Origin of the sequence: Salinivibrio sp. MA351 (assembly GCF_001996065.1) — a bacterium.
Taxonomy (GTDB): Bacteria; Pseudomonadota; Gammaproteobacteria; order Enterobacterales; family Vibrionaceae; genus Salinivibrio; species Salinivibrio costicola.
Genome location: NZ_MUFG01000008.1, coordinates 80,113 through 95,545, shown reverse-complemented (window position 1 = coordinate 95,545; position 15,433 = coordinate 80,113). Strand labels below are relative to the sequence as shown.

Below are 15,433 nucleotides of genomic sequence, written 5' to 3'. Positions count from 1 at the left end.
TTAGATGGGTGTTAAAAAGGCCTTATCCAATGATAAGGCCAAACATATTACGGAAATGGACTACTTCATCATCTCTGATTTACTTGTTCTGCCTTCGCGCCACCCGCCAAGCCAGTAACTTCTTGCATCAGTTTGTTGGTAAGGACATATCTCAGACGATCGACCGTTTACTCCCGCTTGAAAGCCTTTTGACTGTGCGCGTTCCAAACGATCTCGCTTCTGTCTTTTCATAGGGTCGCCCTCTTCATTCCATCTTGTTCAATGCTGCGCTTGCTATTCGCAAGAATGCTCCCGTCCATGACGTTTTTATGAAGCATCAACTACAGCTTCGATCATGAACATTTTTTAATCAAGCACTATCGCTGCTGTAAAAGACAAACTGTGAGTCATCTCCCCCCCCAAAGTGACGCCGTCACTCACTTTCTTGTTGCATTGCCTCCAAGGCTTCCCAACGTTCAAATGCTTGCTCAAGCTCGTGTTCCGCTTCTGCCAATCGGGTAAGTTTTGGTTGAGTAATCTCCTGACTTTTCGAGAAAAACTCGGGATCATTCATCTCTGATTGCAAAACTTCAATTTCGTTTTCTAATGCTTCAAGCTGCGCAGGTAAACCTTCCAATTCACGCTGTAATTTGTACGAAAGCTTCCGCGGTTTACTTTTCGGTTTTGCCGTCTTTTGTTCCGTATCAGCGTGACGGTTTGATGGGGTACCTTTATCATTTGGGGTAATCGCTTTGAGGTACTGTTCACGTTGTTGCTGCGCATCGTGATAGCCGCCCACAAACTTATTGATCGTGCCGTCCCCTTCAAATATCCAACTGTGCGTCACCGTATTATCAACAAACTGTCGATCGTGACTGACTAACAACAAGGTTCCTTGGAACTGAGAGAGTAAGTCTTCTAGCAGCTCTAACGTCTCAATGTCCAAATCGTTCGTTGGCTCATCAAGCACTAAGAGATTCGCAGGCTTGAGGAACAGTTTGGCTAACAGTAAGCGATTTTTCTCTCCTCCCGATAGGGCTTTTACCGGGGTTTGTGCACGTCGTGGATGGAACAAGAAATCTTGCAGATACCCCATCACGTGGCGCTTACGCCCACCGACTTCAACTTCTGTTTTTCCTCCCGCCAAGTTATCAATCACGGTCTTTTCCGGATCGAGTTTTTCGCGGTATTGGTCAAAGTAGGCCACATCCAGCTTGGTGCCAACATGTAAAGAGCCACTGTCGGGCGTCAGCGTCTCTAGCATCAGTTTTAGCAGCGTGCTTTTTCCGCATCCGTTGGGGCCGATTAGCGCGATGCGATCACCACGCATCACCGTAAAGCTCAGCGGTTTAATTAACGGTTCATCTTGATAAGTGAATGTCACGTTTTCAGCTTCAAAAACAATTTTTCCTGAACGCGTTGCATCATCCAGTTGCAAGTTGGCGTTACCTTGTAACTCTACGCGGTTAGCGCGCTCTTGACGTAACGCTTTCAGTTCTCGCACCCTTCCCTCATTACGAGTACGACGTGCTTTAATACCTTGACGAATCCATGATTCTTCTTGGGCCAGTTTTTTATCAAACTCAGCGTTTTGCTCAGCTTCAACCCGTAGTGCCTCTTCTTTACCATCAAGGTAGGCTTGATAATTCCCCGGCCAGGATGTCAGCTTACCGCGATCTAAGTCGACAATGCGTGTTGCCATGGCGCCGATGAACGAACGATCGTGTGAGATAAATACGATCGCGCCCCGAAAGTCTTTCAAAAATTGCTCTAACCACAGAATGGTCGATACATCAAGATGGTTAGTCGGCTCGTCGAGGAGCAATACATCGGGCTCGCAAACCAGTGCCCGGGCTAATGCTGCCTTGCGCTGCCAGCCACCTGACAACGCGTTGAGCGCGGTATTACCATCCAGCCCAAGGGCACCAAGAACCACCATAATTTGGTTATCAAAGCGCCATGCATCGGCATGATCTAGCGCTTCTTGTACCTTTGCCAGCTCGGCGATGTTTCGATCGCTAGGATCGGTTTCGATCGTTGCGATCAGTTGATGGTATTGCTTAAGCTTATCGCCCGCATCGGCAAGCCCTTCCGCGACATAGTCAAACACGGAACCTGGGCTATCTCGAGGTGGATCTTGCTCCAGTCGTGAGACTTTAAGCTCGGATTGACTTTGAATAGTGCCATCATCAAGTTGCACTTGTCCGTCGATGACCTTCATCAACGTAGACTTGCCTGCGCCATTACGTCCAACCAAACAAACACGCTCTCCAGGCTGAAGAATGAAGTCTGTTTTGTCTAACAATGGATTGTCGCCATACGCTAACTGCGCAGCGGTAATTTTAATTAATGCCATGTTGCGATAACCAAGCTTGTAGTTGTATGTGATCAAACGGCCAGCCTAACTCTGCGCTCACCTCTCCTGCTTGATTGCGAATTGCAATCACCGGAATAGTGACGCCGTAACGCTCAAAGAGCGTATCGTCAAAGGCAATATCTTGGGTTGCAAGTGGCGTTTGATAACCGAGTGATTGATAAAGTGACCAGGCTTGCTCACACAGATGACAGCCTTCGGTACTGAATAACACGAGTGTCATGCAACCACGTCCTGATGCTGAATAATCCAACAATTGTGAATATGGGGATTACGTGCAAAGTCTTCTGGGATCGAACGCTTACTCATATTTTCTGCATAAAGTCCGACATCGGCCAATCGCTCAAGATCCATCTTAAAGTGGCGTTTGTTATTGGAGAAAATAATTTCGCCCCCAGGGCGCAACCGTGCTTTGAGAGCCAATAGTAAATCGATGTGATCACGTTGTACGTCAAAGGTTGTCTGCATCCGCTTCGAGTTAGAGAAAGTCGGTGGATCAACAAAAATAAGATCAAATTGTTGGTCCGATTGCTCTATCCACTGCAAGCAGTCGGCCTGTTCAAACTGATGCTGACGTCCGACCATTCCGTTAAGCTTCATATTGCGCTCAGCCCACGCAAGATACGTTTTCGACATATCCACGGTGGTCGTTGACCGTGCACCACCGACCGCTGCATGTACCGATGCACTTCCCGTATAAGCAAACAGGTTAAGTACATCTTTTCCAGCCGCTTTCTCGCCAATTAGTCGACGCGTGTAGCGATGATCGAGAAACAAGCCGGTATCGAGGTAGTCATAAAGATTAACTTCAAGTGTTACACCGTATTCCTGTACGGTCATAGTATGCGCGGCACCTGACAGCTTTTGGTATTGATTATTCCCTTTTTGCTTCTCACGCGTTTTGAGCACCACTTTATTCACATCAACACCTGTGACAGCAATGGCAGCACGCACCATATCCAGCAATCGCCGACGTGCCTTTTCTGGGGCGATCGTCTTAGGTGCCGCATATTCTTGGATCACTAAAAAGTCGCGATAGCGATCAATCGCGGCTTTGTAATCCGGCAGGTCAGCATCATAGAGTCGATAACACTCGATGGCCTCTTTTTTCGCCCATTTATCCAATTTTGTCATGTTTTTACGGAGCCGATTGGCAAAGTCAGGGGCAACGTCAACCGTCGGGGCCGCATCTCCTGCCTCTTTCACGCCACGTGCGGTAATGGCATACGTTTTCATTACACAATCAAGGGCGCCATTGCGTAGTGCAAACTTGTCATCGGCACGCATCCGTAGACAACTAAGCAGCTCGTCCGAGCCGGAATATAAAGAGACAGTGTTACCTGCAAACGCGTGCTTAAGATGGTCACCCAGCTGCGTGTACAACGCAATCAGTCCAGGCGTCGTGCCTAAACGCTCACCATAAGGGGGATTTGAGATAATATGCCCTCCGGTGAAGTCTTCTGGCGGGACCACCTCAGTGGCATCTGCGACATTAAATTCGATCAATTCTGCGACACCCGCGCGTCGGGCGTTTGCCCGGGCCGTCTCAATCATACGTGCATCATTATCTGTCCCATAAAAACGCGTTTGGCATTGGCTCACCCCGCGTTTAGCTTTAACGCTCGCCTCTGCTTTGATCGTTTTAAAAGCCTCGTCATCAAAACCAAGCAGTGATTCAAAGCCCCAACGTTTGCGCTTAAGCCCAGGAGCGACATTCGCGGCAATCATCGCCCCTTCAATCAGAAGCGTTCCGGAACCACACATGATATCCATCATAGGTTGCCCGCTTTGCCACCCACTGCGTAACACTAACGCTGCTGCATGGGTTTCGCGTAAAGGAGCCGCCCCTGCCTGAGTACGATATCCTCGTTGGTGCAAACCACTGCCAACCATATCAATACCGAGCACACCTTTATCTTTCGACAAGCGCATGTGAATGCGTAAGTCTGGTTGCTCACGATCAATACTTGGCCGTGGCAGATTGGCTTTTTCAAATTTATCGACAATCGCATCTTTGACTTTTAGGGCACCATATTGGCTATTGCGAATCTCTTGGTTAGTACCGTTAAAGTCAACCGCTATCCGCTGGCTGGAATGGAAATGATCCGGCCAATTAATCGCCGTAGCGCCAAGGTATAAATCCATATCATCGCGAACCGCGAACTCACCCAGCACCAGCACAAAACGGGATGCAACCCGACTCCACAAACAACATTGATAAAGCGTGGAATCGTCGGCTTTAAATTTTACACCGGCATGGACTTGCTTAAGGCTGGATGCACCAAGCTGTTCAAGCTCCTGAGCCAACAAATGCTCGAGACCTCGAGCGGTTATAGCGAGATAGTGTTTCATTGAGTCTCTACACCCTCTGGGCGTGGTTGTCATAATGGCGCCGATTATACATCAATCTGACCCGCCCCGTTGACCCAAGGCGAAACAATCTCCGTTGAATGGTGAATTAATCGCCACCCCACTGTTTCTGTAAAGAATCAATCACCCGATGATTATTGTTTCCCTCAGGAATCCTATCTCAGCAAACCCTGACTGACTACGTTTCCTGGTGGAAACACGACCTAATCAAGGCGCGCCACGTCTAGCATGAAGTGTTAGAAAATATAACGTGTAAGCATTCACTTTGCCTTGAGAGGCGAGTCATGGCGGGTTGATAGGCGTGCAGAATTCGATTATTTCCCACTAGGAATTAGGTTAGCCTCTAAAAACTGGTATATACCAGATAGCGGCTAAGGAAAGGATTATTGCTGTAAAACAGGAAAAAGCGGTAAAGATTTGCCGTTAAAGCGGATAAAAACGCGACGAAAATACCCAATTTTAGACATTATTGGTGCACGTTTTTTGCTCAAACGTGAAGAGAGATCACAGGTTTTAGACGCACCTGTTTGGTATCAGAAACATTAATCGCGCAAAAAGAAGTGGGAATAGTGACGTCAAATCAGGGGAAAGGTTGGATAAAAGAAAACGTGAGCTGAGTGAAAGCCACTCAGCCCACTAACGCAAAGCGACCTTTTTGGCTATTAGTTTGGTGTTTAGATTGCGATAGCCGGTCGTTCATTACTTTAATCGCACCACAAAACGCCATGGTTTTATTTGCGCTCAGTTCAAAATCGGCTTCGCGAGCGAGCATGCATAGCGAGGCTGAACCGGCGTTTTCTATAATAATAAATGGCGCCCTGTCCCCGGTTTGGCTCGTGAGTTCGACAATCTGCCCCCACTCGGGTGCGGCGATCGTTTCTTGTTGCGTCTCAAAAAACCAACTTTTGGGTAGCACAGGTTTGTGGAAGCGATGGGCTGCCACTGCGTTCAAAGCAAGCTCGGCCCGGCGCGGCCCGGACAGTGACAGTAATGACAGAGGATCTGTCAGATACTGAAAAAGCGATGCGTCCTCAACTGAAAATGGGGATGTCGAGAACGCATCAGGGATGAGATGTTTGGCATTGATCGCCACGCGAAAAACCATGTCATCACCCAAATCGAGCATCAGTGATGTCGATGCATCATCGAAATACCATCTCCATGCATTGTTAGGTTTTAACATACTTCAGCTCCCGCGAAGACTCAAAAACTGGGGGTCTGGCGATATCAAGACTGCCATTGACTGAAGTGTAATGGGTTGAGGGCAAAAAAAAAGGGGAAGAAACCCTCCCCCTTTTAGCCTTAAGACTTTATTTTTTAAATTAAATATGACGAACGATTTGCTTCACTAAGCCTGGACCTTGATAAATAAGTCCTGAATAGAGTTGCACTAAATCAGCTCCAGCCTCCAACTTTTCACGTGCCGCTGTCACTGAGTCAATACCGCCAACGCCAATGATCGGCATTGCTCCATTGAGTGCGCGATGAAGTTGACGAATCACTTCCGTACTTTTCAACTGTACCGGCCGGCCACTTAATCCACCAGCTTCACGGTAGTGCGGCATCCCATCCACCAGCGAACGCTCTAACGTCGTATTGGTCGCAATCACGCCATCAATGTTATGGCGAACCAAACTATCAGCGACGTGTTGGATCTCATCACAACTTAAATCAGGTGCAATCTTCACTGCAAGGGGGACATATTTGCCGTGTGTTTCGGCTAATTGACCTTGTTCCTTTTTTAACGCACTGAGCAACTCGTCAAATATGTTGCCATATTGCAAACTTCGTAACCCGGGAGTGTTCGGTGAGGAAATGTTAACCGCAATATAATCAGCATACGGATATACTTTTTGCATGCAGGCAATGTAGTCATCGGTGCCCTGCTCAATGGGTGTATCTTTATTTTTACCGATATTAATACCGAGCACACCCGTAAAATTTTTCGCCTGTTTCACGTTTTCAATCAGGGCCTCAACACCATGATTGTTAAACCCCATTCGGTTAATAATTCCTTCCGCCGCTTTAAGGCGAAAGAGGCGCGGTTTATCATTACCTGGTTGGGCGCGTGGGGTAACCGTCCCCACTTCCACAAAGCCAAACCCCATGGCGCCAAACGCTTCTATACACTCACCATTTTTATCTAACCCTGCGGCTAAGCCTACTGGATTGGTAAAATGCAGTCCCATGACAGTCACTGGGCGAGGAGGAAGATGCTGAGAGTATAAAAAGCGAAGCGGTGTGTGATGGAAACGGGAAAGCGTTTTGATGGTTAAGTCGTGTGCTTTTTCTGGATCTAACTGAAAGATAGCCGGTCTGGCGAGGCGGTATAGCATTATCCCTCCTAATAAAAAAGCCCCGTTATAAACGGGGCTAGATTATTGCGTTATTGGCGCACTAATTCAATTTAAATTTAGTAACGACAATTCACGCAGCGCGACAGAGAACTTGGCAAACTCATGCATAGAACCGACTTTGAACTCATCGACAATGCTTTGCCAACGGCTCAGGATTACAGCATGATCATCCATCCACTGCGTTAACCCTGTCTCGGCATCGTGTTGTGAATCCATCTCTGAAACGATGCGAGCGGTCAATAAGCGCTGTTGCCAGTCAAGATCTTCACGGAACGAGGCGCGGGCAAGCGCTTGCCAGTGGTTATCAACCGGCTGGTTATTGATTTGCTTCAAGAACCAGTGCAGTGATAAACGATCACCCAGTACATAGTACAAGCGCGCCACTAGCTCGAATGGCTTGTCGAGTTGTTCTGACACTTGGGCAAGATCTAATCCCGAGAAAACGCTCGTCAGGCGACAAACCTTGTTCGCAAGCGCATCAGGTACACCCGCTTTTATCAATGCCTCCGCTTGTTGATCGTGCTCGGTGATCTCACCCTCAACCAAATACTGATCGAGGTGATCCACCAAGTTTTGCAATGCAGGACGATAAAAGCCAACTTGGGCCTCAATACTCTCTCCTTTGCGTTTGTTACGTAACATCCAACGGGTTGCACGGCGTAACATTCGGCGACAGCGGAATATGATGTCATACTGCACTTTGGCGCTCACACGATTATCGAGTTCGCGCACATCATCAAATAGCTGCTCAAAACCAAATACCTCTCTGGCAATGGCATAAGACTTAGCAATATCACTCACGCTGGCGCCGGTCTCATCTTGCATGCGGGTCACAAAGTTAAAACCCATGTCATTCGACATTTGATTCGCCAGTGCGGTGGCAATGATCTCACCACGCAGTGGATGAGATTCCATCTCGCCTCGATAGTGACGTTGTAACTCTTTAGGGAAGTAACTAGGGAGTAGCTGTCCGAAGTGAGCATCTTGCGTGACATCATCAACAACCAGCTGCTCTTTGAGAACCATTTTGCCGTAGGCAACCAACACAGCAATTTCTGGGCGCGTTAAACCGGTGCCACGCAAGTTACGTTCAGACAAGGTTTCATCGTCTGGCAGATATTCAAGCGCCCGATCGAGCTTACCCTCTTTCTCTAAATAGTGAATAAACCGGATCTGCTCTTTTAACAAAGCGGCCTGCTGGTTATGGGTGACAGAGATCGACTCACTTTGACTATAAGCATCCTCGAGCACGATGTCAGACACTTCGTCTTCCATTCGCTCCAGCAACTCATTGCGCTTTTTCATGGTCAGATCACCGGCTGCCACCAGCCCATTAAGCAGGATCTTGATGTTGACCTCGTTATCCGAGCAATCGACACCACCGACATTATCAATAAAGTCGGTATTCACTCGACCGCCGTTAAGCGCATACTCAATTCGCCCTAATTGGGTCATGCCAAGGTTACCGCCCTCACCAATGATACGAGCACCCACTTCATTGCCGTTGACACGCAAACCATCATTAGCACGGTCACCTACCGAGGTATGGGTTTCGCTCGATGACTTAACATAGGTGCCGATACCGCCATTCCAAAGCAGATCAACCTTGGCTTTTACGATCTGTTTAATCAGATCGTTAGGCGCCATCGTCTGCTTACGGGTGCCGAGCAGCTTTTGTATCTCCGGCGTTAAGGTGATTGATTTCGCACGGCGAGAAAACACCCCCCCACCTTTGGCTATCAACTGAGTATCGTAGTCTTCCCAAGTTGACCGCGGCAAATTGAAGAGACGTTGGCGCTCTTCCCAGCTTTTCGCGGCATCTGGATCGGGATCAATAAAGATATGCATGTGGTTAAACGCTGCGACTAAGCGAATATGCTTGGAAAGCAGCATGCCATTACCAAACACATCGCCGCCCATATCGCCAATGCCGACACAGGTAAAGTCCGTGGTTTGACAGTTAATATCAATTTCACGGAAGTGGCGTTTTACCGATTCCCAAGCACCTGCGGCCGTAATCCCCATTTTTTTGTGGTCATACCCATTCGAGCCACCGGACGCAAAAGCATCTCCCAGCCAAAAGTTATATTGCGCTGAGACACTGTTCGCTAAATCAGAGAAAGTTGCCGTTCCCTTATCTGCCGCGACGACTAAATAGGCGTCATCGTCGTCATGACGGATCACATGGTCAGGCGGCGTCAAGGTGCCTTCGACAATGTTATCGGTAATATCAAGTAACCCTTGGATAAAGATTCGATAGCATCGCTTACCCTCAGCAATGATCGCATCCCGCTCAGTTAACTGATGTTGACGCTTGCAGACAAAGCCCCCTTTCGCCCCGACTGGCACAATCACGGTGTTTTTGACCTGCTGCGCTTTCACCAAGCCTAATACTTCGGTACGGAAGTCTTCTTGGCGATCGGACCAACGAAGTCCACCACGCGCGACTTTACCACCGCGTAAGTGCACCCCTTCTACATCAGGGGAGTAAACAAAGATCTCAAACGCGGGAACCGGCTTAGGCATATCCGGAATATCCGATGCTTGCAGTTTTAGCGATAGATAGGGTTTGTCTTGGCCATTGTCCGGATCTTTCTGGAAAAAGTTTGTGCGCATGGTCGCGAGCATGATTTCCATGTATCGACGAATAATACGGTCATCATCCAAACTTTCAACATTGTTTAGTGCCTCTTCAATCTCGTGAATAATCGCATCTTGTTCTCGCTTGTTTTGCTTACCCGCAGGGTCAAAGCGTCGATTAAACAACCTGACCAAGAACCCAGCAAGATGCGGGTGCGAAGCTAATGTATCCTCGATATACGCCTGACTGAAAGGAAAGCCAATCTGGCGCATATACCGAGCATAGGCGCGTAGAATCGTGACTTCTCGTCCGGATAACCCCGCGTTTAATACCAAGCGGTTAAAGCCGTCATTATCCAAGCGGCCATGCCAAATGTCGGCAAATGCATGTTGGAAGCGATCACGCGCATTACCAAGATCAAACGCTGCTCCCGCACTGTGCAACATAGAGAAGTCGAGAATCCAATACACATCCCCCTGGCTGGTTTCAACCTCATACGGCGATTCGCCGATCACACGCAGCCCTAGATTTTCTAGCATCGGCATCACATCCGATAAATGGATCGGCTCCCCCTTTTGGAAAAGCTTTAGGCTAATGGCATTAGATTGATGGCTAACTTCTTGCGGCCTGTAGAGCAACATATCGAGTTTATTGTCATCACTGAGCCCTTCTAGGCGTTCAATATCCGCCACTGCTGACCCTGGTAACATCGCTTCTTTGTAGGAACGCGGAAACGCACGCAAATACCGTTTCGCGATCGGTGTACCACGATTTTCACCAAAATTAGCAATCACGGCTTCTTGTAAACGATCATCCCACGATGACGCTGCCTCTGTGAGGTTTTGTTCGATTTTTTTCACATCAATATCGAAGTTATTATTTTCCACTCGGACAATATAATGCGTCCGCGCCAGCGGGCTTTCCGAGAAAAAAGTGGTAAATTCAACCGTCTGATCTGATCCAAAGTATTGCTGAAAAATACGCTGGGTTTGACGACGGAACTCGGTGTCATAGCGCTCTCGGGTGATATACACCATGCACGAGAAAAAACGACCAAACGGATCACGACGCACAAATACACGGAGCATGTCGCGGTCTTGCATTTGTACCACGCCCATTCCCACATTGCGCATTTCGTCTTCTGTCGCTTGGAACAGTTCATCACGCGGGTAGTTTTCTAGGATATTAGCCAGTGCTTTCCACGCGTGTGATTCGCGATAAAAACCGCTGTTATCAAGGATACGGCGTACTTTATTACGCAGCACCGGAATGCTAGCGGTCGACTGGTTATAAGCAGACGATGCATAGAGCCCAGTAAACCGGTGCTCGCCGATCACATTACCGTTGCTATCAAACTTTTTGATCCCGATATAATCGACATAAGCCGGACGGTGAACCCGAGATTTCGCATTACTTTTGGTAAGCACTAACAGCTCTTTTTTCAGCGCTTCTGCTCGGGCTGACTCAGGCATTTCGGATAAACGCAGAGCCTGGGGGGATTTGTGCTTTTTAGCTAAACCTAGTGCGTCACAGTCACTGCTTGCGCGAAGCTCGTAATCGCCTTCAACCGGAACCAGGTCAAAGCACTTGTAGCCCATAAAGGTAAAGTTATTGTCCGTGATCCAACTTAGGAACTCGACAGCTTCTTGGCGGCGCTCATCATCAATCGGTAATTGGGTCTCTTTTAATGATGCTAATAGCTCAAGCATTTGCGCGCGCATTGGCTTCCAGTCGTTCACCACCATTACAACATCGGTCAAGGTTTCAGAGAGCTCAGATTCAAGTGCTGCCATCTCTGAGTCATCTGACATCTTGTCGATTTCAATATGGAACGTGCTTTGGAATTGGCCGTCCTCACTGCCAATGCCGACCACATCTCCCTGCTCATTCTTGCGCGCTTTGATCGGGCTATTCAGCATCAAGTGCGTTGTGATACCTAAGCGATTAAGGGCCATACGCACAGAATCGACAAGGAAGGGGGCATCTGGAGCGAGGATTTCAACAATCGTATGGGTTGATTGCCATCCATTTCCGCTCAGGCTTGGGTTAAAAACTTTAACAAAGACTTTATCTTGTTCAAACGTGTTGAGATGGTGCCATAAGCTCATTACTGCACCATAAAGATCTGACTCATTGCGTTCCTGCAAATCGTCATCAGATACTTGACCCAATATCCTTTTGGCTAACGCATCGACAAGTGGTTGTTGAGGATCATCGAGTTTATCAGCGATGAGTTGATAAACCTTCTCAAGTAACACTGGTACTATAGGGTCACGCGAGGTCATTCTGGCACTCCGTTGTCCTTTTTAGAACATTATCATTGTGAGTCGTCATCAGAGGTAAACATTGCGTTAACAAACGCACTGTCTAGTGTAAGGCTTGGATAGCAAAAACGTTATAGATAAACGGCTGGATTTACGCGATTTTCGCGAGAATGTGACTGGTGTGGCTATTTAATTAGAGATTGGATGAGGCTTTAACCAACGCCTATTAAGCAACGCGCATTAACGATTGAAAGCGGTGGTGCGCGTCCGTCGTCAGTTTAAAACGCCCCCTAATGCCAAGCTGTGAAAGAAAAGGGCGAAAGCGAGACGCCGGGATTTGTAAGCGCAGCCCTTGGTCCGTGGTCACAACCACATTCGCAGCTGCACCACTGTAGTAATGCTGATACTCAGAATAGGCAATATAGACGCTAAAAAAGTACTCCATGGTTCACTTTTTAATCCGCTCATAAGTTTATTCGTTAAAAAGCCGCCCAACCAGGCGGCTTTTGAGGTTCACTTGTCGTACGTCTTGATTTTATCCCAACTTATTGGTTACTGCTCAAGTGTTTTTTCCACTTTTTCATACAAATCGTTCGCCAAGTTATCCATATCGGCGAGCTCTTGCAGTACATTACGCATTTGCTGTTGACGCGCTGAGTCGTAGTACGCCAGTTTCAATAGCGGATCAATCAAGCGCGACGCCACTTGCGGGTTAGACTGGTTTAAAGTCACCAAGATCTCTTTTAAGAATCGATACCCTGCACCATCTTTAGCATGAAAACGTGCCGGGTTACGATTACAAAATGCGCCAATTAAACTCCGTATACGGTTAGGGTTTTTCAACGTAAATGCTGGGTGCGACATTTGCGCTTTTACTTGCTCTAACGCATTATCGGCTGGATTGGCGCCTTGCAGCATAAACCATTTATCCATCACCAACCCATCATGCTGCCACTGATCACTGAAGCCTTTCATCAGCGGCTCTCGGCAAGGCAATTGTGCACTGTTTGCTGCGCTCAGGGCTGCCATGGTATCTGTCATATTGTGCGCTTCTTGATAATGCTGCTCAACATAGCCATTGCCATTTTCTGTATGGGCCAAGTAACTCAAACAGGCATTACGCAAGGCACGCTCACCCATCGCTTTGTGTGTGATTTGATAATCCGTTTGTGCATACTGACGATACACAGCGGCAAGCTCATCCACCATATGATCAGCAAACTGCTGTTTAAACGCTGCCATCACTTGGTGAATAGCATCCACGTCGACCGTTTCAAACCAACCTGCTACCTCTGTCTCTGAAGGTAAATTGAGCACTTCAGCAATCAAGGCAGGATCGGTATTGTCACTCAGCAACACACCACGGAAGGCATCAACTACGGATAAGGGCACATCGATCGGTTGGTCATCTTGCACACGCGCTACATTCGCTTTGATATGCTTAGCCAGTAAGCTTTGGCCCGCATCCCAGCGCGCAAAGTCATTCCGAGCGTGCTGCAATAAGAACGCCAACTCATCGTCCTGATAATCATATTCGAGTTTAACCGGTGCTGAGAATTCGCGTAGTAGCGATAGGACCGGTTGCTCATCGACATGATCAAACAGATAGGTTTGCTCTGCTTGTGTGACCGCCAATACGTTAGAAACCGACTCTCCGTGACGCTGTAACTCAATCACACTGCCATCTTGACGGTACATTTCGATATCGAGCGGAATATACAGCGGCTGCTTTTCTTGCTGATCAGCCGTCGCCGGCGTGTGCTGTGCCACATGCAGCGCCAGTTGCTTGGTAGCCGCATCATAGGTGGATGAAACGGTCAGCACCGGTGTACCTGACTGGCTATACCACAGACGGAACTGGGTAAGATCAATGCCTGATGCCTCTTCCATCGCTTGGACGAAATCATCACAGGTCGATGCGGTACCATCATGGCGTTCAAAATACAGCTTCATCCCTTTTTGGAAAGCAGATTCACCGAGAATGGTGTGCATCATACGAATGACTTCACTACCCTTTTCGTACACAGTTAGGGTGTAGAAGTTATTCATCTCAATCACCTTTTCAGGGCGGATTGGATGAGACATAGGGCTTGCATCTTCAGCAAATTGCGGGCCACGCACGATGCGTGCATTGCTGATGCGGTTGACGGAGCGCGACCCCAAGTCAGAAGAGAACTCTTGATCACGGAAAACCGTTAACCCTTCTTTGAGGCTAAGTTGAAACCAATCCCGACAGGTAACACGGTTGCCTGTCCAATTGTGGAAGTATTCGTGGCCAATCACCGCTTCAATACCCAGGTAATCGGTATCGGTTGCCGTCTCTGCATTGGCAAGCACATACTTGGAGTTAAAGATATTTAGGCCTTTGTTCTCCATCGCGCCCATATTGAAAAAGTCGACGGCAACAATCATGTAGATATCGAGATCGTATTCTAAGTCAAATCGCTCTTCGTCCCACTTCATGGCGTTTTTCAGTGACACCATGGCGTGGTCGGCACGATCTAAATTGCCTTTATCGACGAATATTTCTAACACGACATTGCGCCCTGAGCGCGTTTCAAACGTGTCTCGCAAGACATCAAAATCACCGCCCACTAAGGCGAATAGATAGCTTGGTTTGGCATGAGGATCATGCCATTCAACCCAGTGACGGCCGTCATCAAGATCACCCGCCGCCATTTTATTACCGTTACTAAGCAAATAAGGATACGCCGCTTTATTCGCAATCACTTTGGTGGTAAATCGCGCCAGTACATCAGGACGGTCTAAGTAGTAGGTGATACGACGGAAGCCTTCTGCTTCACACTGGGTACAATACGCACCGCCAGAAATGTATAACCCTTCTAACGCAGAGTTATTCTCCGGATCTAGCTGGGTTTGAATGGTCAAAGTAAAGGCGGCGGGGACATCGCGAATAATCAATTTACCCGCTTCTTCGCTGTATGCCGTCCAGGTGTCACCATTAATATCCAGGCGCACCAGAGTCAGATCATCACCATCGAGTACGAGATCCGTCGCGCGTTCATTAAGACGTTTTACCTGACTGACTGCTGTCACCAGGGTCTTATTCGGATCAAGATCGAACTCAAGATTGATATCCGTGATAGTAAAGTCCGGTGCGCGGTAGTCATCACGGTATTTGGCGGTAGGTTGTTGAGACATGTTATTTCCTTTTTATCGGGTGTACCTCAGCCAACGAATTGTATTCATTCGCCTTTAGGACGATGTGCATGCCATACCATACCGCGGCTGAGCAAAGATGACTATAGGTTTAACAGTTTGTTATCAAATGTTTGCGTTTACATTTAACGCGATGGCGACAAAGGATTAACGCCCGCTCAATGGGAGACAGACAAAGACACGCCGCTGTACTAAAAACAAACGGTAGTGGTTAAAAGCGCAACAAAATGTCAACGAAGCCTGCCAATCCATGCGGAAATATAATGTGACGACGGTTAAATTTTTTGAAAATTACGGTACTATGAAGCCAATTTCGTTTTGTAACCCG

9 protein-coding genes are annotated in these 15,433 nt (G+C 47.9%); all 9 read right to left on the bottom strand.

What is annotated here, in order from left to right:
• Positions 1-60: 60 nt before the first annotated feature.
• The 9 genes from rmf to pepN all read right to left on the bottom strand — a co-directional run bounded on the left by rmf (position 61) and on the right by pepN (position 15,087).
• On the bottom strand, positions 61-231 hold the full coding sequence (gene rmf, locus BZG78_RS06615) for a ribosome modulation factor (RefSeq protein ID WP_077460554.1): 171 nt from the start codon (positions 229-231) through the stop codon (positions 61-63).
• Between the two features lie 181 nt (positions 232-412).
• A complete protein-coding gene (locus tag BZG78_RS06610; protein ID WP_077575997.1) occupies positions 413-2,335 on the bottom strand; it encodes an ABC transporter ATP-binding protein in 1,923 nt (640 codons plus the stop codon).
• The gene (locus tag BZG78_RS06605) at positions 2,322-2,576 is read right to left on the bottom strand and encodes a glutaredoxin family protein (protein ID WP_077460555.1); all 255 of its coding nucleotides are present in this window, start codon (positions 2,574-2,576) and stop codon (positions 2,322-2,324) included. The genes BZG78_RS06610 and BZG78_RS06605 overlap by 14 nt, the downstream gene beginning before the upstream one ends.
• Positions 2,573-4,705, bottom strand: coding sequence for a bifunctional 23S rRNA (guanine(2069)-N(7))-methyltransferase RlmK/23S rRNA (guanine(2445)-N(2))-methyltransferase RlmL (gene rlmKL / locus BZG78_RS06600; protein WP_077660732.1), 2,133 nt, complete (start codon positions 4,703-4,705; stop codon positions 2,573-2,575). The genes BZG78_RS06605 and rlmKL overlap by 4 nt, the downstream gene beginning before the upstream one ends.
• 646 nt (positions 4,706-5,351) lie before the next feature.
• Positions 5,352-5,906: a cell division protein ZapC gene (locus BZG78_RS06595; protein WP_021023222.1), complete on the bottom strand. Its 555-nt coding sequence runs from the start codon at positions 5,904-5,906 to the stop codon at positions 5,352-5,354.
• Between the two features lie 139 nt (positions 5,907-6,045).
• On the bottom strand, positions 6,046-7,059 hold the full coding sequence (gene pyrD / locus BZG78_RS06590) for a quinone-dependent dihydroorotate dehydrogenase (protein ID WP_077460557.1): 1,014 nt from the start codon (positions 7,057-7,059) through the stop codon (positions 6,046-6,048).
• 66 nt (positions 7,060-7,125) lie between these two features.
• Positions 7,126-11,946: an NAD-glutamate dehydrogenase gene (locus tag BZG78_RS06585; RefSeq protein ID WP_077660731.1), complete on the bottom strand. Its 4,821-nt coding sequence runs from the start codon at positions 11,944-11,946 to the stop codon at positions 7,126-7,128.
• Between the two features lie 205 nt (positions 11,947-12,151).
• Positions 12,152-12,370 (bottom strand): DUF2835 domain-containing protein, encoded by a 219-nt coding sequence (locus BZG78_RS06580; RefSeq protein WP_021023225.1) that lies wholly within the window; start codon positions 12,368-12,370, stop codon positions 12,152-12,154.
• A gap of 107 nt (positions 12,371-12,477) precedes the next feature.
• On the bottom strand, positions 12,478-15,087 hold the full coding sequence (gene pepN / locus BZG78_RS06575) for an aminopeptidase N (protein ID WP_077660730.1): 2,610 nt from the start codon (positions 15,085-15,087) through the stop codon (positions 12,478-12,480).
• Positions 15,088-15,433 lie beyond the last annotated feature (346 nt).

What these genes read in the sequence shown, in the direction of transcription:
- rmf (WP_077460554.1), bottom strand. Translation starts at nt 231, where the DNA reads ATGAAAAGACAGAAGCGAGATCGTTTGGAACGCGCACAGTCAAAAGGC.
- BZG78_RS06610 (WP_077575997.1), bottom strand. Translation starts at nt 2,335, where the DNA reads ATGGCATTAATTAAAATTACCGCTGCGCAGTTAGCGTATGGCGACAAT.
- BZG78_RS06605 (WP_077460555.1), bottom strand. Translation starts at nt 2,576, where the DNA reads ATGACACTCGTGTTATTCAGTACCGAAGGCTGTCATCTGTGTGAGCAA.
- rlmKL (WP_077660732.1), bottom strand. Translation starts at nt 4,705, where the DNA reads ATGAAACACTATCTCGCTATAACCGCTCGAGGTCTCGAGCATTTGTTG.
- BZG78_RS06595 (WP_021023222.1), bottom strand. Translation starts at nt 5,906, where the DNA reads ATGTTAAAACCTAACAATGCATGGAGATGGTATTTCGATGATGCATCG.
- pyrD (WP_077460557.1), bottom strand. Translation starts at nt 7,059, where the DNA reads ATGCTATACCGCCTCGCCAGACCGGCTATCTTTCAGTTAGATCCAGAA.
- BZG78_RS06585 (WP_077660731.1), bottom strand. Translation starts at nt 11,946, where the DNA reads ATGACCTCGCGTGACCCTATAGTACCAGTGTTACTTGAGAAGGTTTAT.
- BZG78_RS06580 (WP_021023225.1), bottom strand. Translation starts at nt 12,370, where the DNA reads ATGGAGTACTTTTTTAGCGTCTATATTGCCTATTCTGAGTATCAGCAT.
- pepN (WP_077660730.1), bottom strand. Translation starts at nt 15,087, where the DNA reads ATGTCTCAACAACCTACCGCCAAATACCGTGATGACTACCGCGCACCG.